The organism is Clostridium sp., from assembly GCF_018372875.1.
GTDB lineage: Bacteria > Bacillota > Clostridia > Clostridiales > Clostridiaceae > Clostridium.
On record NZ_JAHAIF010000021.1, the window covers coordinates 1 to 24,608 of the forward strand.

At 30.3% G+C, this 24,608-nt stretch carries 24 protein-coding genes and 1 pseudogene; 20 read left to right on the plus strand and 5 right to left on the minus strand.

The features are described from left to right. Positions 1 to 184 (plus strand): annotated as a pseudogene (locus KIB46_RS08675) (NADH peroxidase); the annotation flags it as partial. Between the two features lie 23 nt (positions 185 to 207). On the opposite strand, the gene KIB46_RS08680 reads toward KIB46_RS08675, so the two are convergent. After that, complete coding sequence (locus tag KIB46_RS08680; protein WP_291671439.1) at positions 208 to 1,155, minus strand: alpha/beta hydrolase; 948 nt, start codon at positions 1,153 to 1,155, stop codon at positions 208 to 210. Between the two features lie 162 nt (positions 1,156 to 1,317). Here KIB46_RS08680 and cls point away from each other — a divergent pair, with 162 nt between their 5' ends. The 11 genes from cls to KIB46_RS08735 all read left to right on the plus strand — a co-directional run bounded on the left by cls (position 1,318) and on the right by KIB46_RS08735 (position 12,449). Next, the gene (cls, locus tag KIB46_RS08685) at positions 1,318 to 2,751 is read left to right on the plus strand and encodes a cardiolipin synthase (protein WP_156559424.1); all 1,434 of its coding nucleotides are present in this window, start codon (positions 1,318 to 1,320) and stop codon (positions 2,749 to 2,751) included. Between the two features lie 334 nt (positions 2,752 to 3,085). Beyond that, positions 3,086 to 4,099, plus strand: coding sequence for a 3-deoxy-7-phosphoheptulonate synthase (gene aroF / locus KIB46_RS08690; protein ID WP_291671440.1), 1,014 nt, complete (start codon positions 3,086 to 3,088; stop codon positions 4,097 to 4,099). An 18-nt stretch (positions 4,100 to 4,117) separates the two neighbouring features. Further along, positions 4,118 to 5,182: a 3-dehydroquinate synthase gene (aroB, locus tag KIB46_RS08695; RefSeq protein ID WP_156559428.1), complete on the plus strand. Its 1,065-nt coding sequence runs from the start codon at positions 4,118 to 4,120 to the stop codon at positions 5,180 to 5,182. Continuing rightward, positions 5,182 to 6,480: a 3-phosphoshikimate 1-carboxyvinyltransferase gene (gene aroA, locus KIB46_RS08700; protein WP_291671441.1), complete on the plus strand. Its 1,299-nt coding sequence runs from the start codon at positions 5,182 to 5,184 to the stop codon at positions 6,478 to 6,480. Before aroB ends, aroA begins: the two co-directional genes overlap by 1 nt. Beyond that, positions 6,458 to 7,552, plus strand: a complete 1,095-nt coding sequence (aroC, locus tag KIB46_RS08705) for a chorismate synthase (RefSeq protein ID WP_291671442.1) — start codon at positions 6,458 to 6,460, stop codon at positions 7,550 to 7,552. The genes aroA and aroC overlap by 23 nt, the downstream gene beginning before the upstream one ends. Further along, entirely contained in the window at positions 7,540 to 8,679 is a 1,140-nt protein-coding gene (pheA, locus tag KIB46_RS08710; RefSeq protein WP_156559434.1) for a prephenate dehydratase, read from the plus strand. The genes aroC and pheA overlap by 13 nt, the downstream gene beginning before the upstream one ends. Before the next feature lie 10 nt (positions 8,680 to 8,689). Continuing rightward, positions 8,690 to 9,493: a shikimate dehydrogenase gene (gene aroE / locus KIB46_RS08715; protein WP_291671443.1), complete on the plus strand. Its 804-nt coding sequence runs from the start codon at positions 8,690 to 8,692 to the stop codon at positions 9,491 to 9,493. 15 nt (positions 9,494 to 9,508) lie between these two features. Further along, a complete protein-coding gene (locus KIB46_RS08720) occupies positions 9,509 to 10,024 on the plus strand; it encodes a shikimate kinase (RefSeq protein WP_156559438.1) in 516 nt (171 codons plus the stop codon). A 4-nt stretch (positions 10,025 to 10,028) separates the two neighbouring features. Further along, positions 10,029 to 10,457: a type II 3-dehydroquinate dehydratase gene (gene aroQ / locus KIB46_RS08725; RefSeq protein ID WP_156559440.1), complete on the plus strand. Its 429-nt coding sequence runs from the start codon at positions 10,029 to 10,031 to the stop codon at positions 10,455 to 10,457. A gap of 124 nt (positions 10,458 to 10,581) precedes the next feature. Beyond that, positions 10,582 to 11,595 carry a 3-deoxy-7-phosphoheptulonate synthase gene (gene aroF, locus KIB46_RS08730; protein ID WP_291671455.1) on the plus strand — a complete coding sequence of 338 codons (1,014 nt, stop codon included), beginning with the start codon at positions 10,582 to 10,584 and terminating at the stop codon, positions 11,593 to 11,595. 20 nt (positions 11,596 to 11,615) lie between these two features. Next, positions 11,616 to 12,449 carry a prephenate dehydrogenase gene (locus KIB46_RS08735; RefSeq protein WP_291671444.1) on the plus strand — a complete coding sequence of 278 codons (834 nt, stop codon included), beginning with the start codon at positions 11,616 to 11,618 and terminating at the stop codon, positions 12,447 to 12,449. A gap of 125 nt (positions 12,450 to 12,574) precedes the next feature. Here KIB46_RS08735 and KIB46_RS08740 read toward each other — a convergent pair whose 3' ends face one another. Next, positions 12,575 to 13,117, minus strand: coding sequence for a CYTH domain-containing protein (locus KIB46_RS08740; RefSeq protein WP_291671445.1), 543 nt, complete (start codon positions 13,115 to 13,117; stop codon positions 12,575 to 12,577). A gap of 168 nt (positions 13,118 to 13,285) precedes the next feature. Between KIB46_RS08740 and deoD the strand changes: the two genes are divergently transcribed. The 4 genes from deoD (at position 13,286) to KIB46_RS08760 (ending at position 17,686) form a co-directional block, all read left to right on the plus strand. Then, a complete protein-coding gene (gene deoD / locus KIB46_RS08745; RefSeq protein WP_291671446.1) occupies positions 13,286 to 13,993 on the plus strand; it encodes a purine-nucleoside phosphorylase in 708 nt (235 codons plus the stop codon). 35 nt (positions 13,994 to 14,028) lie between these two features. Beyond that, positions 14,029 to 14,802: a class B sortase gene (srtB, locus tag KIB46_RS08750; RefSeq protein ID WP_156559450.1), complete on the plus strand. Its 774-nt coding sequence runs from the start codon at positions 14,029 to 14,031 to the stop codon at positions 14,800 to 14,802. 158 nt (positions 14,803 to 14,960) lie between these two features. Next, entirely contained in the window at positions 14,961 to 16,568 is a 1,608-nt protein-coding gene (locus KIB46_RS08755; protein WP_156559452.1) for a Na/Pi cotransporter family protein, read from the plus strand. A gap of 77 nt (positions 16,569 to 16,645) precedes the next feature. Continuing rightward, entirely contained in the window at positions 16,646 to 17,686 is a 1,041-nt protein-coding gene (locus KIB46_RS08760) for a nucleoid-associated protein (protein WP_156559454.1), read from the plus strand. Positions 17,687 to 17,739: 53 nt separating this feature from the next. Here the strand turns inward: KIB46_RS08760 and KIB46_RS08765 are convergent, their stop codons facing one another. Then, a complete protein-coding gene (locus KIB46_RS08765) occupies positions 17,740 to 18,783 on the minus strand; it encodes an FAD:protein FMN transferase (protein WP_156559455.1) in 1,044 nt (347 codons plus the stop codon). A gap of 104 nt (positions 18,784 to 18,887) precedes the next feature. Beyond that, on the minus strand, positions 18,888 to 19,334 hold the full coding sequence (locus KIB46_RS08770; RefSeq protein ID WP_156559456.1) for an FMN-binding protein: 447 nt from the start codon (positions 19,332 to 19,334) through the stop codon (positions 18,888 to 18,890). Positions 19,335 to 19,687: 353 nt separating this feature from the next. Here KIB46_RS08770 and KIB46_RS08775 point away from each other — a divergent pair, with 353 nt between their 5' ends. The 4 genes from KIB46_RS08775 (at position 19,688) to KIB46_RS08790 (ending at position 23,593) form a co-directional block, all read left to right on the plus strand. Further along, on the plus strand, positions 19,688 to 21,559 hold the full coding sequence (locus KIB46_RS08775; protein WP_156559457.1) for an FAD-dependent oxidoreductase: 1,872 nt from the start codon (positions 19,688 to 19,690) through the stop codon (positions 21,557 to 21,559). A gap of 128 nt (positions 21,560 to 21,687) precedes the next feature. Then, positions 21,688 to 22,086, plus strand: a complete 399-nt coding sequence (locus KIB46_RS08780) for a NusG domain II-containing protein (protein WP_291671447.1) — start codon at positions 21,688 to 21,690, stop codon at positions 22,084 to 22,086. Between the two features lie 11 nt (positions 22,087 to 22,097). Next, positions 22,098 to 22,616, plus strand: a complete 519-nt coding sequence (locus KIB46_RS08785) for a Gx transporter family protein (protein WP_156559458.1) — start codon at positions 22,098 to 22,100, stop codon at positions 22,614 to 22,616. A gap of 11 nt (positions 22,617 to 22,627) precedes the next feature. Continuing rightward, complete coding sequence (locus KIB46_RS08790; RefSeq protein ID WP_156559460.1) at positions 22,628 to 23,593, plus strand: polyprenyl synthetase family protein; 966 nt, start codon at positions 22,628 to 22,630, stop codon at positions 23,591 to 23,593. Positions 23,594 to 23,601: 8 nt separating this feature from the next. Here KIB46_RS08790 and KIB46_RS08795 read toward each other — a convergent pair whose 3' ends face one another. Next, positions 23,602 to 24,489 (minus strand): LysR family transcriptional regulator, encoded by an 888-nt coding sequence (locus KIB46_RS08795; protein ID WP_156559462.1) that lies wholly within the window; start codon positions 24,487 to 24,489, stop codon positions 23,602 to 23,604. Positions 24,490 to 24,608: the final 119 nt, after the last annotated feature.

Sequence of the window (24,608 nt, forward strand, 5' to 3'; positions counted from 1 at the left end):
TAAGACTAACTTACAAATGAGAGTTGATGCAGAACATGGAGCTTGCCAAGGTAAGAAGGATTTAGCTACATTAGCTAAGCAATTAAACCTAGATGCAATTCATGATACAGTACATGAAATGTGCAAAGATGAAGCTAGACATGGTCAAGCGTTCAAGGGATTATTAAACAGATATTTCGGTTAGTAAATGGAAAAAATCCTAGAAGATTAATCTTCTAGGATTTCTTTTATTGCAATTAAAACAACATCTTGATGAGTATGATGAATAAAATGATCAGATCCCTTAACTAATACTTGCTTACTTCTTGAAGACCAAGTGATTAAGTCTTTTTGGGTGTTAAGCCAAGCATCTTTTTCTTCTTTGCTGAAGTTTTTTTCGTTTTCTGCTGTGAGAATAATTAAAGGTATATCTCCAATAGACTGAGATTTATCTAATACTTTAGCACAATTAGAAGATAAGTTCTTAAGTTCTGTAATCATATCTTCGTTCCAAAAGTTTTTTATAAATAAAGCTTTTTTTATTCTATTTACTTCATCAATCTTATCATTAAATTGAAGTTTATTTTTAAAATATGAAGTTAAAGTTAATAATCTTAAGATACCAGTATATTTTAAAATCTGTAAAAAGCGAATCGATATAATACTTGTTTTTTTCTTATGTTCTATGAACCAAGGGTTTAACGCATCAATCATGATTATTCCTTTTACTTCATTAGGATATAGCTGAGCAAAACGTAATGCCTCTAATCCTGCCATAGAGTGAGCTACTATTACATATGGAGGAGTGTGGCCCGATGCTTTTAGAGATTGTCTTAAATTTTCAATTATAGTATCTATATTAGCATCATATTCTACATTGTCACTAAAACCATATCCATACCGTTCAAATACTGCTGTTTTTGAAAATTTAGATGCATTTTCTTGAAGCTTATAGTAATCATAATAAGGGCTAGTTACTCCATAACCTGATGTAAATACAACGGTATTATTTCCGTTTCCTTTAGAAAATATATGAATATTACCAGTGTTTAACTTTATCATATCTCCAGGAGCTTTCAAATTTTTATCTTCAATGAAGGATAAAAACTCCTCACATATTAAACCTATAATTAATAAAATCACAAGACCCAAAAGTGTGTATAATAAAATAATCATAATAAACCTCCTATATAAGTTAATTTTAGTATACTTTTAATTTACAAAATATGTCAATAAGATTCGCGGAAAGTTTATATAAGTTATATATTTAAATTTGATTACTATATTCAAAAAAGATATAATTTTAATAATTAATATAATTAGGAGGATAGAATTATTATGAAAATAGCAATTGCTATAGGTGTGCTTATTCTAGTGATGAATATAGTCTTTTCTTTTTCCCTTATCTTTATAGAAAGAAAAGATCCAACAACAACATGGGCATGGTTGTTAATAATGATATTACTTCCTGGAATAGGATTTATTATATATCTTCTTCTTGGTCAAAATCTTAGTAGAGAAAGATTGTTTAAAGAGAAAACAGTTCTCGATGAAAATAAAAGAAGGGAATTATCCATTCAGTTTACTGAGTCCAGTGAAGGGCATTCTGGAAGTGATGAATATTTAGATTTAAGGAGAATGAATTACAATCATTCTGGAGCTAAATATACTACAGGAAATGATATTGAAATATATTATGATGGAGAAGATAAATTTGCAAGGTTGTTAGAAGATTTAAGAGGTGCAAAGAAATACATACATATTCAATATTATATATTTAGAAAAGAAAGTATAGGTAAGGAAATAATAAAAATATTAGAAGAGAAAGCTGCTGAAGGCGTAGAAGTAAGATTTTTAGTGGATAGTATGGGATCATATAAACTTACAAAAAGAAGCTTAAAAAAGTATATACAAAATGGAGGGAAGTTCGAAATATTCTTTCCAGGAATATTGCCTCATATAAATACCCGTATTAACTATAGAAATCATAGAAAAGTTGTAGTTATTGATGGTGAGTATGGCTATACTGGTGGGTTTAATGTTGGAAAAGAATATGTTAATTTAGATGACAAAATAGGATTTTGGAGAGATACTCACATAAGAATAAGAGGGGAAGCAGTAAATGATTTAAATGAAAGATTTCTTTTAGACTGGTGTTATGCTTCTGGAGAAAAATTAGATGATTTCACAGTATTTTATCCAAAACATCCTTATAAAGATGGGGGCAAGGGAATACAAGTAGTTACAAGTGGCCCTGACCATAAAGAAGAATATATCAAGCATGCTTATATTAAAATGATTAATAATGCTAAAAAGAATATATATCTTCAAACTCCATATTTTGTTCCAGATGAACCTATGTTAGAGGCATTAAAGTTAGCTGCTTTGTCAGGTGTAGATGTTAGAATAATAATACCAGGAAAGCCCGATCATATATTTATGAAGTGGGCAGCAAGTGCTTATATAGGGGATATTATTGAAGCTGGTGGTAAGGTATATACGTATGAAAATGGATTTATACATTCTAAAACTATGGTTGTTGATGGGCAAGTAGCTAGTGTAGGAACAGCTAATATGGATATACGAAGTTTTAAGTTAAATTTTGAAGTTAATGTCTTTATATATGATGCAGATGTAGCAAGGGATATGGAAAATCAATTCTTTGCAGATATAAACGATTCAGAGCTAATTACTAAAGCAGAGTATAATGGAAGAAGTAGTTGGCTTAAAATGAAAGAATCGATAATAAGATTACTTTCTCCAATTTTGTAAAAAAATATAAAAAGAATATTGACACTGGAAGTGAGTTTGATATAATTAATGAAAAAAGATACCGTGTTTTTCATGTGTTGTGGAGGATATTATGAAAGGAATTATAGAAGCATTAGTAGCAAAATTTTATAGCTTTATATATTTTATATTCTGGGGCTTTTACTTTAGCGCTGGCTATTTTTTCTGCAAAAAAATAAATAATTCTTTTCAAATGAGTATTTAATAATTTAAGCTAAGGTTGAATATTTTTATATGTAATTATTAGAGAGAGCTCATTAAAGGCTCTCTTTTTTATTAAATAAAATTAAATTTTATATTTTAAGGGGGCAAAAACATGATAGTAATTTTAAAACCAAACACAGAGCCAAAAGAGATTGACAGATTAACAGAGGCTCTTCAAAACAAAGGGGTTGAAGTTAATCAAGTGGTAGGAAAAGATTTAATTATATTAGGGTTGGTTGGAGATACAAGTAGATTAGATCCTACGCAAATTGAAGCAAATAGAAATGTCGAAAGAGTAATGAATGTAGCAGAACCTTTCAAGAAAGCTAATAAAATGTTCCACCCTGAACCGACAATTGTTGATGTAAACGGAAATAAGATAGGTGGAAAGAAACTTGCTATGATAGCAGGGCCTTGCTCAGTTGAAACAGAAGAACAAATTTGTTCAATTGCTGAAGATGTTAAAAAATTAGGGGCAAATTTTTTAAGAGGTGGAGCATTCAAGCCTAGAACTTCACCATATTCATTCCAAGGATTGAAATATGATGGGTTAGAGTTACTAAAGATAGCTAGAGAAAAGACAGGACTTCCAATAGTAACAGAAATAATGTCACCATATGATATAGAGGTATTTGAAGAGAACGTTGATGTTATTCAAGTTGGTGCAAGAAATATGCAAAACTTCGACCTTTTAAGAGAATTAGGAAAGACATCTAAAACTATTCTTTTAAAAAGAGGTTTATCTGCTACTATAGAAGAATGGTTAATGTCAGCTGAATATATAATGGCTGGTGGAAATGAAAATATAGTTCTTTGCGAAAGAGGTATAAGAACATTTGAAACATATACTAGAAATACATTAGATTTAAGTGCTATTCCAGCAGTTAAGAAGTTAAGTCACTTACCAGTTGTAATAGACCCAAGTCATGCAGCAGGAAAGTGGTGGATGGTAGACCCACTATCAAAAGCAGCAGTAGCTATAGGTGCAGATGGTTTAATAATTGAAGTACACAATGACCCAGCTAATGCATGGTGTGATGGACAACAATCAATTAAGCCAGATGTATATGGTAACTTATTAGAAGAATTAAGAGTTATTGCTAATGCAGTGGGAAGAGAAATTTAATTAGAAGGATGATTATAAGTGAAAAGAAATTTATTTGTTAATCTAAAAGAAAATAGCTATAACATCTTAATAGAAAGAGGATTGTTAAGCAAGTTAGGTGAGGAACTTAAGAAGATATATTTTGGTGAAAAGATATTTATAATTACAGATGAAAATGTAGATAAATATTATGGTGCTAAGGTTAAAGATGAATTAGATAAGGCTGGTTATAAGACTAGAAAAATGGTTTTAACTCCAGGAGAAGAGACCAAGTCCTTTAGTACATTACCAGGTATATATAATGAACTTTTAGATTTTAAGTTAACTAGAAAAGAACTTATAATTACTTTAGGTGGAGGCGTGATTGGAGACTTAGGAGGCTTTGTAGCCTCCACTTTCCTAAGGGGAGTTTCCTTTGTACAGATTCCTACATCTTTACTTGCACAAGTAGATAGTTCTGTAGGTGGTAAGGTTGCTGTAGATTTAGAAAAGGGAAAGAATTTAGTAGGAAGTTTTTATCAGCCTAAAGGAGTGTTTATAGATCCTGATGTACTTAATACTTTACCTGAAAAATTTTATAAAGATGGGATGGCAGAAGTAATTAAATATGGATGCATTAAGGATAGAAATTTCTTCTATATGCTTAAATCATTAAAGTCAAGAGAAGAAGTTATGAATAATATAGAAGATATTTTATATAAATGCTGTTACATTAAAAAGTCTGTTGTAGAAAGAGATGAAAAAGATTTAGGAGAAAGAATGCTATTAAACTTTGGTCATACATTAGGTCATGCAGTAGAAAAATATTATAATTTTACAGGATATAGTCATGGTGAAGCAGTGGCTATGGGAATGTATAATATTTCTTTAAAAAGTGAAGGGGAAGGTATAACTGAAAAAGGTGTATCTGAAGAAATAAAAGAAATTCTTATAAATTATGACCTTCCATATGAAGTTGATATTAAAGATAATAATAAAATTATAGATACTATTTCTTTAGATAAGAAGAATATAGGAAATGTCTTAAAGGTAATTTTATTAAAAAGTATAGGTGAAAGCATTATATACGATACTACATCGGATTTTTTTAAGGTGGTGAGATAGTGGGAGATATAAAGGTATATCCAAGTAAACTTAATGGAGAAGTGAAAATTCCACCATCAAAGAGTATGGCACATAGAGCTGTAATATGTGCAGCATTAGGAGATGGGCTAAGTAAAATTAGTAATATAGATTATTCAGATGACATAATAGCAACTATAAATGGTATGAGAGCCTTAGGAGCTGTTATTGAGGAGAAGGATGAATACTTAGAAGTAAGAGGAATTAATTGCAAGGAGTTAAGTGCTGATAGGGATTTTGAAAGGGTAGTGGACTGTAATGAGTCTGGGTCTACATTAAGATTTTTAGTACCTATTTCTCTAGCATTTCAAGGTGTAACAAGGTTTGTTGGAAGAGGGAACCTTGGAAAAAGACCGTTAAAAACGTACTATGATATTTTTGATAGTCAAGGCATAGAGTATAGCTATTTAAATGGTGTTTTAGATTTAGTGGTATCAGGGAAATTAAGGGCAGGAACTTATGAAGTAGAAGGAAATATAAGCTCTCAGTTTATAACAGGTTTGCTATTTACATTACCATTACTAGATGGAGATTCTAAAATTTCTATTACAACAGAGCTAGAATCTAAGGGATATTTAGATTTAACTATTTCTGCCATGAAGGACTTTGGCATAAAAGTTATAAATAATGAATATAAAGAATTTATTATTAAAGGTAATCAAAGGTATAGAAGTAGAGACTATAGAGTAGAGGGAGACTATTCTCAAGGTGCATTCTTTTTATCAGCCGATGCGTTAGGAAATGAGGTTACAATACTCGATCTTAAAGATGATTCTCTTCAAGGTGATAGAGAAGTGGTTGATATATTAGAAAGAATGGGGGTAGTAATAGAAAAGAGTAATTTAGGAATGAGTGGACAAGTTAAGAATTTAAAATCTACATTAATTGATGCATCTCAATGCCCAGATATTATACCAGTATTATCAGTTGTGGCAGCATTAAGCAATGGAAAAACAGAAATTGTTAATGCAGGAAGACTTAGAATTAAAGAATGTGATAGACTTGCAGCAGTTGCACAGGAATTAAATAAATTGGGAGCCAAAGTTACTGAAAAGCCAGAGGGATTAATTATAGAAGGCGTTGGGGAACTAGAAGGTGGAGTAGAAGTTTGGAGTCATAAGGATCATAGGATAGCAATGACTTTAGCTATTGCTTCAACAAGATGTAAGGCTCCTATTGTTATAAAGGATTATGAGTGTGTATCAAAATCATATCCACACTTTTTTGAAGATTTTAAGAAGCTAGGAGGAAGATTAGATGAGTGGTATGTGGGGAAGTAACATAAAGGTATCCATATTTGGAGAGTCTCATGGAAATGCTATAGGAATAACTATAGATGGTCTTCCTTCAGGAATAGAGTTGGATTTAAATAAAGTAGATGAGGAAATGAAGAGAAGAGCACCAGGTAGAAGCAAATTATCTACTCCAAGAAAAGAGAGTGATGTTCCTGAAATTCTAAGTGGGTTCTTTGAAGGTAAAACAACCGGGACACCCCTTTGTGGAATGATAAGAAATAGGGATACAAGATCAAAAGACTATGGGAAGTTAAAGGATTTAATGAGACCAGGCCATGCTGACTACACAGGTAATATAAGATACGCTGGCTTTAATGACTACAGAGGGGGAGGGCACTTCTCTGGAAGAATTACAGCACCTTTAGTATTTGCAGGAGCTATATGTAAACAAATATTAGAATCTAAAGGAATATATATTGGTGCTCATGTAAAGAAGATTAAGAGTATAAGTGATGAATCATTTGATTATACCAACATATCTAGAGAACTATTAGATGAACTTAGGAAGAAGGAATTACCTTTATTAAAGCCTGAAAAGGAAGAGGAAATGAGAAAGGTCATTTTAGAAGCTAAATCTAATGGAGACTCTGTTGGAGGGGTAATTGAATGTAGTGTTATAGGGATAGAAGCAGGACTTGGTGATCCATTCTTTGATTCAGTTGAATCAACATTATCGCATCTTTTATTTTCAGTTCCGGCAGTTAAAGGAGTAGAGTTTGGATTGGGGTTTGATATTGCTGAGTTATATGGATCAGAAGCTAATGATGAGTTTTACTATGAAAATGATGAAATAAAAACAAGAAGTAACAATAATGGTGGAGTACTAGGTGGTATTACAAATGGTATGCCTATTATATTTAAGTGTGCTATAAAGCCAACTGCATCCATAATAAGAGAGCAAAATACAATCAATATAAGAGAGCGTAAAAATGAATCTTTAATTATTGAAGGTAGGCATGATCCTTGCATAGTTCAAAGGGCTATACCTGTAGTTGAGGCTGTATGTGCAATAGGAATTCTTGATTTAGTAAGGGGGCGATATGGATGGGAGCTTTAGATGACTATAGAAAAGAGATTGATGATATAGATAGAGAGCTTACTGGTTTGTTTGAAAAAAGAATGAATGTCGTACTTAATGTTGCTAAGTATAAAAAAGATAATAAATTAGAAGTTCTTCAAAAAGGAAGAGAAACAGAAGTAATCCAAAAAGCAGTAGATGCATTAAATAATAAAGACTATTCAGATGAAGTAGTTAGATTTATGAATGCAACTATGGAAATAAGCAGAGGTCTACAAAAAAGAAAAATCCAATATGAGGAAAAGTTTAAGGATATAAATATAGCAAGAGAAAGTATTAATAAAAATAAGAAGGTCGGATTTCCAGGAGTAAGTGGTGCATTTACAGAAGAAGCTTTAATAAAGTTCTTTGGAGAAGAATGTGAAAGAAGTGCTTATGAAGAATTTGAAGATGTATGTATTGCTCTTCAAAATGGAGAAGTAGATTATGGAATTATTCCTATAGAAAATTCTTCAACTGGAGGAATATCTGATACTTATGATTTGTTAAGAAAGTACGGATTCTATATTCTAGGTGAGGAATGCATTAGAATTGAACAGCACTTAGTAGGATTAGAAGGTTCTATAGTAGAAGAAATAGATGAAATATATTCCCATCCACAAGGTATTGAACAAAGTAGTGAATTCTTAAAGCAGTATCATCATTGGAAGCTTATACCTTTTCATAATACAGCAATAAGTGCAAAGCTTATTAAAGATCTAAGTGATAATACAAAGGCAGCAATTGCAAGTAAAAGAGCAGCAGATATTTATGGACTTAAAATAATAAAAGAATGTATTAATAATCAAAAGGATAACTTTACAAGATTTATTGTTATATCAAGAGAGCTTAAGGTGGTAGAAGAGGCAAATAAGGTGAGTGTAGTTTTCTCCCTTGAAAATGAAGCAGGAACATTATATAGATTATTAAGGCATTTTGCAGAAAATAATATTAACCTTATAAAGATAGAGTCTAGACCAATGAAAGATACTTCCTGGAGATATTTCTTATACTTAGATTTTGAAGGGGATATAGAAAGTAAAGAAGTTAAGAATGCACTAAGGCTTATAGATGAAAATTCAGCATACTTTAAATTGTTAGGTGCTTATGAAAGAAAAACTAACTAAGGAGTGTAGTATGGAGTTTTATGGTTTATTAGGAGAAAAGCTATCTCATAGTTTATCACCACAAATTCATAAGAGAATATTTGGTTTAATAGGAATTGAAGGAGCTTATAAACTATTTCCTATACCTAAGGATAAGGTGAAGAAGGTTGGAGAGAGTATAAAGATATTTGGAATAAGAGGCATGAATGTAACTATTCCCTACAAAAAAGAAATTATGTATCAGCTAGATTTTATATCTGATGAAGCTAGGAAGATTGGAGCAGTAAATACTATAAGTTTGGAAAATGGAAAACTTTATGGTTATAATACAGATTATTATGGATTTGGCCTTATGCTAGATATTAATAATATTGAAGTTAAGGATAAAAGAGCAGTAGTACTAGGAACAGGGGGAGCTGCAAAAGCAGTTGTTACATATCTTCAAGACAAAGGGGTAAAGGAACTATTTTTAGTAAGTAGAAATAAAATGAATAATAGGAGTGATGAAGTTAATATAATTGATTATTCGGATTTACAGAGCTTAGAAGGTGACTTACTTATTAATACAACTCCAGTAGGGATGTATCCTAATATAGGAGAATCTCCTGTAGGTGAAGAGGTTATAAAAAGATTTGAAGCTATAGTTGATTTAATATATAACCCAAGAGAGACAGAGTTATTAAGGTTAGCTAAATTAAATGGTAAAAAAAGTTGTGATGGATTATATATGTTAGTAGGGCAAGCGGTGAAGGCACAAGAAATATGGCAAGACATGAATATAGATAGTAAGGTAATAAATATTATTTATGAAGAGCTTAATGGTGAATTCAACTAGAAAAGGAGAATTTTCATGAGTATGTTAAAGGATAAGGTGTTTTTAATAGGAATGCCTGGATGTGGAAAAACTACAATAGGTAAAGTGCTTGCTAAAGAACTAAATTATACATTTTATGATATGGATAAATATATAGTAGATATATCAGGAAAAGAAGTGTATGAATTATTTAATGAAGGTGAAGAAGTATTTAGAAAGTGGGAGACAGAAGCTTGCAAAGAACTTTCTAAAAAGAGAAAAAGTATTATTTCTACCGGAGGTGGAGTTATAAAAACTCCCATAAATAGAAAAATGCTAAGAAGTAATAGCTTAGTAGTGTTTATAGATAGGCCTGTTGAAAACATTATTGGAGATGTAGACATAAATTCAAGGCCTTTGTTAAAAAATGGAGTTGGTGAAGTTTATAAGTTATATGAAGAAAGATATGAATTATATAAAGAAACTTCCCATATAAAAGTTTTAAATGATGGATTTATAAGAGACACCATTGATAATATTAAGAAAAGCCTTAATGGTAGGATCAAGGAGTAAAGTTATGAAGATTATGGTTATTAATGGTCCTAACTTAAATATGTTAGGTATAAGAGAAAAAAATATTTATGGAACAAAAGATTATAAAGATATATGCAAATACATTAAGGATGAAGGTGAAAAAAGAGGTCACCAAGTAGAAATTTTTCAAAGTAATATAGAAGGTGAAATTATTAATTTTATTCAGAAAGCTTATTTTGAAAAATATGAAGGGATAGTAATAAATCCAGGTGCGTTTACTCACTATAGTTATGCCATTCATGATGCAATTAAAGGAGTGGACATACCAGCTATTGAAGTACATTTATCTAATGTACATAAAAGAGAAGAATTTAGAAAGATTTCTGTTACTGCACCAGCATGTGTAGGTCAGATAGCTGGTTTTGGAGAAGTTGGATACATACTAGCAATTAATGCATTAGAAAGTATGTAAAAAAATTAATATGTAGGATAGTAGGATTGTTTTATACACCTTTGTGGCATTATAATTTATAATATGTAATTTAAATGGAGCAAAGGTGGTAGTAATAAATATGGTTAGTACAGGAGGAATAGATATGATTATTATAATGAACCCTAAATGTGGAGATGAACAAATTAGCAAGGTGGTAAATATAGTTGAAGGAAAGGGGTTACAAACGAACCTTTCTAAGGGGTCAACTTATTGCATAATAGGATGTGTTGGAGACACTGGAATATTAGATCCAGATAAGATGCTTAGAATTGATGGTGTTGATAAAGTATTAAAGGTACAAGAGCCATTTAAGAAAGCTAATAAATTATTTAAACCAGAACCAACAATAGTAGATGTTAATGGAGTTAAAATTGGTGGAAGTCATTTAGGAATAATGGCAGGGCCTTGTTCTGTTGAAAGCGAAGAACAGATCGTAAAAGTAGCAAAGAGTGTTAAAGCATCAGGTGCAAACTTCTTGAGAGGTGGAGCTTTCAAGCCAAGAACATCACCTTATAGCTTCCAAGGCTTAGAGTTAGAAGGACTTAAGTTATTAAAGGTAGCTAAACAAGAGACTGGTCTTCAAATAGTAACAGAAATAATGTCTACAGATTATATTGATGATTTTGTAGAAAATGTAGATGTAATTCAAATAGGTGCAAGGAATATGCAAAACTTTGACTTATTAAAGCAAATAGGTAAAACTAATAAACCTATACTTTTAAAGAGAGGTTTATCAGCAACTATTGAGGAATGGTTGATGTCAGCTGAATATATAATGGCTGGTGGTAATGAAAATGTCATTCTTTGTGAAAGAGGTATAAGGACATTTGAAACATACACTAGAAATACTTTAGACTTAAGTGCAGTTCCTATGGTTAAGAGATTATCTCATTTACCTATTATAGTGGATCCAAGCCATGCAGGAGGATATTGGTATCTTGTAGAACCACTTGCTAAAGCAGCAATTATGGCAGGAGCAGATGGATTAATGATTGAGGTTCATAATGATCCTGAAAATGCTTTAAGTGATGGACAACAATCTATTAAGCCTGAAAGCTTTAAAAACTTGATGGATAAGATTAAGGTTATAGCAAAGATGGAAGGTAAAGATATTTAATCTTATTAGGGGGACTATAAATGAATATTGTTATAGTAGGTCTTGGGGTAATTGGTGGTTCCTTTGCCATGGGACTAAAAGAGGCTGGATATAAAAATGTATTTGGTGTTGATGTAGATGAATATACATTGACTAAAGCTAAAAGTCTGGGATTAATAAAGGAAGGATGTAAGACTGGAGAAAGTTTTTTCAAAGAAGCTGATTTGACCATACTAGCAATTTATCCTAAGTTAGTTAAGAAGTTTATTGAGGATAATAAGGAAAGTTTCAAGGCTGGCTCTATAATAACAGATGCAACTGGAATAAAAGAAATGTTTATAAAAGACATTATTGAAATTTTACCTGAAAATGTAGATTTTGTTTTTGGACACCCTATGGCTGGTAGAGAAAAAAGAGGGATAGATTTTGCAACTAATGATGTATTTAAAGGAGCAAATTATATAATAACTCCAATAGAAAGAAATAAGAAAGAAAATTTAGATTTAGTAGAAAATATTGCATTAAAAATGGGGTTTAAAAGAGTAAGAAGGATAACTCCAGAATTTCATGATGAAATGATAGGCTTTACATCACAATTACCACATGCTATGGCTGTAGCGCTAATTAATAGTGATGAAGAAGGTAGAGATACAGGAAGTTTCATTGGGGATAGTTATAGGGATTTAACTCGTATTGCTAATATTAATGAAGAATTATGGAGCGAACTTTTCCTGGGAAATAAGAATAATTTGTTGAAAGCTATCAATAATTTTGAATTAGAGTTAGATTTGATAAAAAAGGCCATACATGATAACGATAAAGAAACTCTTATGATGTATTTTAAGAAATCTTCAGAGAGAAGAGAGAAACTTTAATGAATAATTATAAAAATGAATAACTTTGGTGAAAACTCCGCTTTTGCGGAGTTTTTTATTATAAATAAAAAGAGAAATTGCGTTAGCAATTTCTCAACCTTAATTATTTATCTTTTCTTAGAGAATTATTCATTTTCTTTGTTTTCTTCAATTAATTCATATATTGTTTTAGAAGTTGTATCTTCCATAGTATATCCTAATAGACTAACTATTCTTTCTAACTTTTCTTCTGAATCAGTTTCGATTTCTATATATGGAAAAGAGCAGAATGTAGTATCGTTTATATCAATTTCTACTAGTCCGTCTTCTAATTGGTAGCTCTCCCTATATTTCTTTATAGATTGATGTAATTTTAGTCCTAGTACTTCATACATTCCTTCAGCTATTTTTTTGTCATCTACCTCAAATTCATATTCTTCCATCTCCTTAAATTTACCTTGGGAAAGCATTTTTTTTGCTGTTATGTAGATAACCTCTTTATTATTTAATATATCAGATACAGTTCTAATTCTAGCATAACCTTTTTTAGCCAATAGTCTTCCATCTTCAAAGTCATATATATCATTTATTTGATTTTCAGCCTTAACTTTAATAGCGCCATTTTTGATAAGTGTGTTTCTAATGGCAGCTACATCAATTTTTATTATTCTAGTTTCTAATTCTTTCATAATAATCTCTCCATTAAATTATTTTATTTACTATTATATCATATAGTTTTTCAAATTTAACAATTTCTAGTCTTGTATTTAACCTTAAAAGGAATTAGAATTTACATATTAAAATAGGATATAATAAAAATAAATAATGTATTACATTTTAGTTGGGAGGATTTTATTATGGCTAAACATTTACACATAATGGCTGAAGAAGGAGCTATAGCAGAAACGGTATTATTACCAGGAGATCCATTAAGAGCAAAGTTTATAGCAGAAAACTATTTAGAAAATGCAAAGTGCTACAATGAAGTTAGAGGAATGTATGGATACACAGGAACATATAAAGGTAAAAGAGTTTCTGTACAAGGTACAGGTATGGGATTACCATCCCATTCTATATACGTTAACGAGTTAATTAGATTCTATGGAGCTAAGAGACTAATAAGAATAGGTTCAGCAGGGTCTATGAATGAAAACGTAAATGTTAGGGATATAGTTTTAGCTCAAAGTGCATCAACTAATTCAGGAATTAACAGAAGAAGATTTCATGGAATGGATTATGCTCCAACAGCTAACTTTGAGTTGCTATTAGAAGCATATAACATTGCAAAAAGTAAGGAGGTAAATGTAAAAGTAGGTAATATATTATCATCTGATTCATTCTATGATGATACTGATGTATCAATAAAGCTATGGGCAGATTATGGATGCTTAGCAGTAGAGATGGAAAGTGCAGAATTATATACATTAGCTGCTAAGTATGGTGTAGAGGCGTTATCAATACTTACGATTTCGGATCATATTTTTAAAGGCGAGGAAACTACTCCAGAAGAAAGACAAGATAGTTTTACTGAAATGATGGAGATAGCATTAGAGTTAGCTAAATAGTATTTGTAGATAAAAGGATATTTTGGGGGATTTATATGAGTAAAAAATGGAAAGAAGTTATTAGAAAAGTTATTTTTGTTATTGCTTTAGTAGTTTTTATATGGTCAGCTTATGAGTTATTTACTATTTTTAATGAGTATAGAAAAAATGCTAATAGCTATAAGGATATTGAACAGTATGCTCCACAGATAGTAGAGAATAATGATAGTGATTCAAATGATAAGGAAGAGATTAAACCTTATGCATTTAAAGAAGAAGACTATAATAAGCTTTATGAGATAAATAATGATTTTAAAGGATGGATTATGATACCTGGCACTAAAGTTAATTACCCATTGCTTCAAGGAGAAGATAATGATTATTATCTTACTCATAACTTTAAGAAAGAGTATAATGCTGGTGGAGGAATATTTATATCCTGTGATAATCCAGATCCTTTTAATGAGAAAAATACAATAATACATGGACATTATATGAAGGATAAGAGTATGTTTGGTTCACTTCATAGTTATAAGGATGGTGAATTTGCAAAATCAAACAATAGGTTTTATATAACTACAAAAGATGGAACTTTAGAGTATGAGATATTTTCAGTATATATTGAGCAAGCAAATACTAATCCATATAGATTTAATTTTAGTTCAGATGAAGAGTATGTAAAGTATTTGAATGAACTTAAGAACAAGTCTATGCATAAACTTGTGGATTATGAACTTAACAGTGGGGATAAAATAGTAACTTTATCAACATGCTCCTATGAACAAGAAAACAACAGGCTTTTAATCCATGGAAAATTAATAAATAAGTAGATTTAAATATATAATTTAAATAAAAAATGTAGAAATCCTTAGGTGTTTCTACATTTTTTTATGTTCTAATTGTTAAATTCACGTTATAATGTTGTTAGAAAAGTTAAAAATATATTAAATATACGTTAAAAAGAGCATTTTGAAGGAGAGATATTATAGTGGACAAGTTCAATATGATCATTGAATTATTTGGAGGATTAGGTTTGTTTCTATTTGGTATGAAACTAATGGGAGATGGCCTAGAAAATGCAGCAGGAAATAAGTTGAAAAATATTTTAGAAAAGGTAACTAGGAATAAAGTAATTGGAGTATTAGTTGGAGCAGCTGTAACTGCTGTAATACAAAGTTCAAGTGCTACAACTGTAATGGTTGTAAGTTTTGTTAATGCTGGGCTAATGACGTTAAGTCAAGCAACTGGAGTAATAATGGGGGCATGCATAGGAACTACTATAACAGCACAAATGGTTTCTTTTAATTTAAATCAATTAGCCCCTATTTTTGTAGGTGTTGGTGCAATAGCATTATTATCGGTAAAGAAAAAGAAATCTAAAGATTTAGCTTCAATTGTATTAGGATTTGGTATCTTATTTTTAGGAATGGGAATAATGTCTGGTGCTATGAAGCCATTAACACAATCAGATGCATTTAGAAATGTTGTAGAAATAATGGGGAGTAATAGATTCTTAGGAGTTCTAGCAGGACTTGGAATGACAGCTATAGTTCAAAGTTCATCAGCAACTACAGGTATGCTTATAGCTCTTGCAACAACGGGTTCTATAGATATACATGTAGCATTACCTATCATATTGGGATGTAATATAGGAACATGCGTAACTGCATTATTAGCTTCAGCTAGCGCAAATAAGAAAGCAAAGAAAGCTGCAATAATACATTTATTATTTAAGGTAATAGGTGTAATAATAGTGTTACCATTCTTAAACTATCTTGCTATTATAGTTGAATATATAAATCCTAAAGATGTAGCAAGACAAGTTGCTAATGCACATACTATATTCAATGTTTCTGTAACATTAATTATATTGCCATTAAGTGAATATCTTATAAAGATTGTAGATGCTATGATGCCAGAAAATGAAGAGGATGAAGTAGAAACAGATAGAGCAATATATCTTGATAAAAATTTACTAGAAACTCCTGTATTAGCTATTGGACAGGCTTATAAAGAAACAGTTAGAATGGGTGAGATGGCAAAGAAGAATATTGAAGAGGCAATGGATGCACTTTTAAATAGTAATGAGGAAAAAGTAAAAGAAGTGTATAAGAGAGAAAAGGTAATAAACAATTTAGAACAAGAGATAACAGATTATCTTGTACTATTATCATCACATGAATTACCAGAGAAGGATAGCAAAATTTTAAGTGCTACTTTCCACGTTATTAATGATATTGAGAGAATTGGAGATCATGCTGAGAATATAGCTGATATGGCAATTGAAAAGATGAATAAAGAAATCTCTTTTGGAGAAGAAGCTACTGAAGAAGTAGTATTAATGTATAAAAAGACATTAGATGCATTAACTTTAGCTATAGAAAGTTATAAGAATGAAGATATTGAGGGTGCAAAGAATATTTCTGTTATAGAAGAAGGAATAGATAAGTATGAGAAAAAGCTTAGAAATAATAATATTAAGAGACTAAATGGAAAATTATGCAATGCTAATTCTAGTACAATGTTCTTGGATTTAATAAGTAATCTAGAAAGAATAGGGGATCATTCTAATAATATTGCTGAAGCCATTATGTAAATAAGACTTGCTTTACCTTGTTAATATAAATTTTCATTGCTAAAATAATAAATGGAATAATAATAGAGGTGAAGATAATGGATTACGTTAATGATATAAATATAAATGAAGCAGTTATCCATATATTAGATAATAATAGCATGGAGCCTATCTTAAACGAATATAAGTTGGAGATGGAAGAAGATACATATAAATTTATATATAAGCATATAGAAAAGTGTTTCAATGATGAAGAACTAAAATATGCTAAGTTTAATGAGGAGAGAAATATTGTTAAAGAAGTTGTTCAAGATTATCTTAATGGAGAGAATAATGATTTAATTACTTTTTCTAAAGAGTTATCTAGGCAGTTATTTTCTATAATGAAGGGAAATGTAAATATACCTTCTTGTGATTTAATTGTGGCATCTATAATAACAGATCAAGGTCCTATGATTGCTATATTAAAGATGGATTATGTAAAGAATTTTACCCATGAAATAGAATTTGTTGATAATAAGATTGGAATTGGTATAGTTCCACAATCAGCAGGTTTACCTGGAAGTAGCCAAAAGATACAAAAAGCAGCATTTATAAAACCTATAAAAGAAGAGGATACATATAATTTAATGGTGCTAGATAAACAGAAAAAGAGTAAAGAAGATGATGAGTATGGGGCTAATTACTTTATAAACAGCTTCTTAGGGTGTACTATTGTAGCTAATGAAAGAGATATGACAAAAACATTTTTAAAAGCTGCAGAGACGTGGACTAGAAAGAACTTTGTTGAAGATGCTGTTACTGCAGAAAAAGTAAGAACTACTGTAAAGGGAAAACTTAAGGAAGAGGATATAGTTAACATAGATGAGTTATCTCATGAATTATTTAAGGATGAGCCAAAAACAAAAGAGGAGTTCTGCACTTTTGTAAAAGCTCAAGGATTAAATGATGATGTTCAAGTAGATAAAACATGGGTAGAAAAGAAACTAAAAAGAGTAAGACTTAAGATAGATAAGGATATAGATCTTTACATAAATGAAGAAGTTTATCATGATAATAACAGATTTGAAATTCAGCGTAATGGTGATGGAAGCATAAACATGATAATAAAACATGTTATGAATTACATAGAAAAATAATATTAAATATAATAAACAAACTCAACCGAAATGGTTGAGTTTGTTTATTATATTTAATAGTTTATTATTTGAAAATCATCATTTGTTAATTTAAATATTTCTTTAGAACCTTCTGTTAAGTAAATCTTGTGGTCCTTTGTTATAAATATTGCTTCGGTATCAGGTAGTGAGTTTATAAATTCTAATCCTTTAGTTATTCCCATAGAAAAAACTGAAGTGGAAAGGGCATCACCATCTATAGATTTATCACTAATTATAGTAACTCCAGCTATTTCATTATCATAAGGATATCCACTTTTTGGAGATAAGATATGATGATATTTCACTCCATCTTGTTCTATAAAACGTTCATATATTCCAGAGGTAACTATTGACTTATCCTTTACATTTATTGATCCTACTATTTCTCCGCGAGTTTGGTCAGGATTTTGAATTCCTATTCTCCATAGTGTGTTTTCAGCTTTTTCGCCTAATGCATAAATGTTTCCCCCTAAGTCGATAATAGCTTTTTCTACACCTTCATCTTTTAGAGTTTGAGCAATAACATCTGCAGTATAGCCTTTTGCTATTCCACCTAAGTCTATAATCATACCAGGCTTTTTTAAAAATACAGTTTTTTCGGAATTATTAAGTTCAACATCATTATAATTTATGTATTGAATTTTTTCTTTTATTTCTTCTATTGTAGGGACTTTAGCTTCTGGTAAGCCAATGCTCCATAACTTAACTAAAGGCCCAATAGTTATATCAAAGGAACCATTTGTAAGACTAGAGTACTCTAATCCTTTTTTTATTATATTATAAGTATCATCACTTACTTTTACTGGTTTTATTCCAGCATTGTTATTAACTTCGTCTAGTTCAGTACCTTCCATATTTATACTAACAAGCTGTTCTATTTTCTTTACTTCTTCAAAAGCTTTATCTATTATTTTTTCACTTTTATTGTCATATAGAGTAACTGTTACAACAGTTCCCATAAAATATTCAGTTTTAGAAAGTGGTTTTGAATCATCGTTACTATTGGTACATCCAATAAGAGAAAAAATAAGAAAAATTCCTATTAATAAGCTGATTGCTTTGCATCTACTTTTCATAAGTTACCTCCTAAGATTTATTATATTTAGTATTCCCAAAGATAATATAATATGTAGAAAAAAAGACCTTAGGGAATCCCTAAAGTCTTTAAATATGGATTAAACTATTCCACTATAGCCTTTTCAGTATTTCCAGCTGTAGCATTTTCGATAGCTTTAGCAGCTAATTTCTTGAAGTTATTGCTTGAGCTTGTAGCCCCAGTGAAAGCATCAACTTCTGCAGATTGCTTTTCAACGATAGCTTTTTCTAATGCTGGGAAAGCTTCTTCAGGGTTTGTAACCTTTCCAAATTCTTTCATCTTCTTGTTGTATTCTGCATCAGATTGCTTTGAAGCTCCTTCAGTGCTTATTTCATCGTAGTCAGCAGCAACAATCTTACCATCTTTAACTTCTAAAGTTAAAGTTGATTTGTATCCGTTTTTATCAGCTGCAGCAGTTTCAACTTCGTATTTACCGTCTTTCATTCCTTCTTCTTTGCTTCCGCATCCTGCTAGAACAGCAACAGAAAGCATTGTAGCAGCAACTAAGCTTAAAATTCTCTTTTTGTTCATGAGTAAAATCCCCCTTAAAAAATAACATTTTACATTACGTTAAAATTATGACAAGTAATGTCGAAAAAGTTTTCAGATTCGACATTACTAGTTAATTATACACAAAAAACAAACTAATGGGTATTAAAATAAGTTATAGTACATTAATAATTCTTATATCTAATTTAATTTAATTAAAGAATAGGTTAGTGATATCAATGGATAGAGGCTATTTGTATAAAAAAGTAAAAACGTAAGAGGTATATAATACTGGTTTATTCTTATAGACATACCACATAGAAATCTATAGAATCAAATTTGTTGTTTTGATTAAGTTTTATTTTTAACAAGAAATTTATATATGAGGTGAAATTATGTCAGATAAGAAAAACATCCTTATATTAGGTGCTGGATATGGTGGAGTCCACGTAGCTAAAAAGTTAGCAAAAAAATATAAGAAGAATAATAATGTAGAAATTACATTAATTGATAAGAATCCATTCCATACACTAATGACTGAATTACATGAAGTAGCAGGTGGAAGAGTTCATCCTGAATCAGTTCAAATTGAATTAAGTAAAATATTTGCTAGAACAAAGGTTAATGTTGTTACTGATTTAATAGAAAAAGTTGATACTGATAATAAAACAGTAAAGACTACACATGGTAACTACACTTATGACTACCTAGTAGTAGGTACAGGAAGTGAACCAGCATTCTTTGGTGTTCCAGGAGTAAAAGAAAATGGATTTACTTTATGGTCATTTGAAGATGCTATGAAGATTAGACATCACGTTCAAAAAATGTTCAAGCTTGCAGCTAAAGAAAGAAATGAAGCTAAGAGAAAAGAAATGCTTACTTTTGTAGTAGCTGGTTCTGGTTTCACAGGAATAGAAATGGCTGGGGAACTTTTAGAATGGAAGACTAGATTAGCTAAAGAACATAATGTTGATGAGAATGAAGTAAGACTTATGGTTGTTGAAGCTATGGGAACTATTCTTAACATGTTAGATAGAAAACAGGCTGATAAGGCTGAAAAGTACATGGTTAAGAAGGGAATGACTATTCTTAAGAATAGCCCAATAGTTGAAGTTGCTCCAAATAAGATAGTGTTAAAGAGTGGAGAAGAAATCGAAACTAACACATTAATTTGGACATGTGGTATTCAAGCAAATGAAGAAGTTAAAGAATATGGTTTAGAAACTGCAAGAGCTGGTAGATTAGCTACTAACGAATTTATGCAAGCAGTTAATAAAGAAGATGTATTCGTAGTTGGTGACTTAAACTACTATGAAGAAGAAGAAGGAAAAGGAACTCCTCAAATAGTTGAAGCTGCAATTCAAACTGGTGATGTTATCGCTAAGAATATAATAGCTTTAATGGATAAGAAGAAGGATTTAACTAAGTTTAAATCAAACTACCATGGATTTATGGTATCAATAGGTGGTAAGTACTGTGTTGCTAACTTAGCTGGAATCAAGCTTGCTGGATTCTTTGCAATGATAATGAAGCATTTAGTTAACTTACACTACTTATGGGGTGTTAACAATGTTAATGCTTGTTATCACTACTTACAACATGAATTCTTCTCAATGGAAGATAACAGATGTATAATGAGAGGTCATTTATCATCTAAGTCAAATAGATTATGGTTAGTACCATTAAGACTATATATAGGTGTACTTTGGTTACTAGAAGGTCTTAAGAAGTTTGTTGGTGAAGGAACATGGGAAAATCATGGACTTAAAGCTTTCTTTAATGGAAACATGGTTGGTGGAGACAGTTGGTTAAAGGCTGGAAACATTAAAATGCCATTTACTTGGTTACAAACTGCTGCTGATTCAGGTGCTTCTGCATCAGGAGAAGCAACAACTGAATTTGCAACTCCAATATTAGAAAAAATGCCTAAGTTCTATGAAGCAATAATGCAAATATTTATACCAAACCCAGAAATAGCTGTTTGGTTCCAAAGAATCGTTGTTATAACTGAAATTGGTATAGGTTTATGCTTAATCGCAGGATTATTCACATTCTTAGCTTCAGGAGCATCTGCATTTATGGTATGTAACTTTGTTCTTTCAGCTATGGCAGGATGGGATATATTATGGTTCTTCTTCGGTTCAATTGCCCTAATGGGTGGAGCTGGTAGAACATTTGGATTAGACTATTATGTTATGCCATGGATTAATAAGATTGCTGGTAACTGGTGGTTAGGTAAGAGAGTTCCAGTTTATAAACAAAAATAGTAATTTGACATAAATAAGGATAGGATGGTAGATAACCATCCTTACCTTATTTTATTTTTGAAGTTATAATAAGATAGACAAGCCTCTGATACAGAAATAACATAAAGGTATAAAGGTGATGACATTTTATGTTTAAAGATAAAAAGATTTTTAAAAAGTGGGATATTATAATAATAATTTTATTATTAGTAGGATCTTTTACACCAGAAATAATATTAGGTGCTAAAATTAAAAAGAATTATAATATTACATATGCTGAAATTACTATAGGTGGAAAGTTGTATAAAAAAGTTGCGCTTACAGGACATAAGGGAGAAGAAACTATAGAAGTAAATACTAAATGGGGTAATAATACAGTACTTGTTAAAGATGATCAAATAGCTATAATTGATGCAGATTGTTCAGACGAAGTATGCTTAGAACAAGGTTATATTTCTAAGCCAGGTCAAAGCATAGTATGTCTACCTCATAGAGTAATGGTACAAGTTATCGGAGAAAATGACGATGATATAATACTTTCATATTAGGAGAGAAACAAATGAAGAGAAGTAGAAAAATTGTATATATAGGTCTATTAGTATCTCAAGCACTTGTTTTACATATTTTTGAAAATATGATTCCAGTACCTTTTGTTACTCCAGGAGCAAAGCTTGGACTAGCTAATCTTGTTACGGTTTTAGCTTTATATACTTTAAGCAAAAAGGAAACATTACTGGTACTATTTTTAAGATTAACTTTAGGGTCTATCTTCGGTGGAAGTCTTTCAGCATTTATGTATAGTGCAGCTGGTGGAATTTTGAGCTTTTTAGCTATGGTTCTTATAAAAGAGTTATTTAAGGATAAGATAAGTATAATAGGTGTCAGCGCATCTGGTGCTGTATTTCATAATGTTGGACAAATTTTAGTGGCTTCTGCAATCGTACATAATATAGGAGTTACATTATATTTACCAGTACTATCTATAGTTGGTATAGTAACTGGAATATTTATAGGAATCACATCAAATTATTTAGTTGAACATTTAAGAAAAATACCATATTTCAAGCAAGCTACATGAGGTAAATAGATATGGATAAGATTTGGGATAACTATGTTGGAATAAAGGAAGAGTTAGAAGACATAGTTGCTTTAATGAAGAAAGAAACAAAATGCAAAGATAAAGTTATAGAAAACTCTATAAAAAATTTAATTGAATCAGGTGGAAAAATGGTGAGACCTGCCTTTGTTATAATTGGATCTCACTTTGGTAATAGAGATAAAGAAAGAGTAAAGGCTTTAGGTGCTGTATTAGAACTTTTTCATATGGCAACTTTAGTTCATGATGATGTTATTGATGATGCTAAGTTAAGAAGGGGTAATGAAACCATTCAATCAAAGTACGGGAAAGATTATGCTGTTTATATAGGTGATTACTTATTTTGTGTATGCTTTAAGATATTAGCTAGCAATGCATCTTTAGCAAGTATAAAAATGGACTCTAAGTCAATGTCTAGAATTTGTATGGGTGAAGTTAATCAGCTTAATTCTAGATTTTCTACTAAGTTATCGGTAAAGAATTATTTAAGTAGGATATCAGGTAAAACTGCAGAATTATTCTCATTGTCTCTATATTTAGGAGCAGCTGAAAGTGGTTGTGAAAACAAACTAGCTAGAAGATTGTGGAATATAGGACATAATATTGGAATGGCATTTCAAATTATTGATGATGTTTTAGATTATGTAGGCAATGATGAGAGTATTAAAAAGTCGGCAGCAAATGATTTAAAACAAGGTATTTTTACTATACCATTTATTTATGCTTATAATAATGATAAGAAAGCTTTTAAAAAGTACTTAGAAGGTGATTCTATAACTGATAATGAAGTAAAAGAAATAATTGAGTTAGTAAAACAAAATGATGGGGTAGATAAAGCAATGGATTTAGCCCAAAAGTATACGGACAAAGCTTTTAAAGATATAGATAAATTGCCTGAAAATGAGTATAAAGAGGTACTAAGGGCACTTGCTGAAAAATTAATACTTAGAAAATATTAAAAGGATTCTTAAGATTTTAAGAATCCTTTTATTGTTGATATTAATTTGTTGATAAACAATTTTTCTCTTTTATAAAGTTGCTCTTCAAAGTTTATATACATTGAAAGAGGAAATTCTAAGTCTTCGATTTCAATAATTTTATATCCTAAATCTTTATATACAGAATTATATATCCCATATGGAATTGCCGATATGGCCTGTATATTCTTTATTCCTATTATGGCAGATTGATAGGAATCAGTTGTAAATAGAATATTTAATAGTTGAATATCATAATCTAAGTTTTCTAGCTTTGATTCAAGCATATCTTTAAATTTTAAGTTATCATTAACCATTATAAAAGGAGTATTCATAAAATTTTTAATGGTTAAGTTATCCCTTTTAAATGTAGAATCAGCTACAAAAACTATCCTATCTGAATAAATTTCCTTTGAAACTATAGAATTTATATTGTTGTAATTACTGTATGATATATTTATATCTGAAATATTATGTATTATATTATTAGAATTATCTTCAGAAGATGTAATTTTTATAATATGATTTGGGAATGACTTTTTTATCTTACTTACAGCATAAGGTATTAATGTAGAGGTTAAGATATTTATCCCATCAATATTAATGTGACTTTCTTGTGAATTTGAACTTTCAACTTCATATAGCATTTTCTCATAAGTATTCAATATAACCTTGCAATGTTTATATATAATTTCACCCTCAGTGGTTAAGGTTACACCTTTATTACTTCTAATAAATAATTTGGTGTTTAAACTATCCTCAAGCTTTAATAGTTGTTGGCTTAAGGCTGATTGTGATATATGAGAGGACTTTGCTACTGTTGAAATACTTTTTGCTTTTGCAACTTCATAAAAGAATCTTAAGTTTTCTATATGCATAAAGATTCTCCTATAACATTTATTTTTCTTTGGTATGTTTACTTATTATAATAAAAGTATCAGATATTGTAAAGAACTATGATGTAGAATAAGTTTATAATATAATTTAATAAGGGAGG